The sequence below is a fragment of the Halomonas sp. ND22Bw genome (assembly GCF_003011945.1).
Lineage (GTDB): Bacteria > Pseudomonadota > Gammaproteobacteria > Pseudomonadales > Halomonadaceae > Halomonas > Halomonas halophila.
Genome location: NZ_PXWD01000604.1, coordinates 1 through 289 on the forward strand (window position 1 = coordinate 1; position 289 = coordinate 289).

General features: G+C 69.6%; 1 protein-coding gene. It reads right to left on the minus strand.

The window, feature by feature from the left end; translation table 11 throughout:
- On the minus strand, positions 1-289 hold a 289-nt coding region (locus CVH10_RS19575; protein ID WP_146143119.1), incomplete at both ends, for a copper resistance protein B.

The window sequence follows — 289 nt, forward strand, 5'->3', positions numbered from 1 at the left end:
GCGGAATTCATAGCGCAGCCGCAGGCCCGCCTCGACTGAGGACAGGCCCGAGACGATCTCCAGCTCCGGAATGTCGCTCGCCGAGACGTCGATTTCGAGGCGCGGCTGGAGGATCAGGCGCTGGGGGATGCGCTGATCGTATTCGGCCTCGACGCGGGCGGTCAGGTCGCCCTCGGTCGACAGGAAGGCGGCGGCGTCGATCTCCCACCAGTGGGGCGCCAGGCCCTGCAGGCCGAGCACCAGATGCGTGGTGTCCTCGCCGTCGGGACGAACGTCCTGACGCACGCCG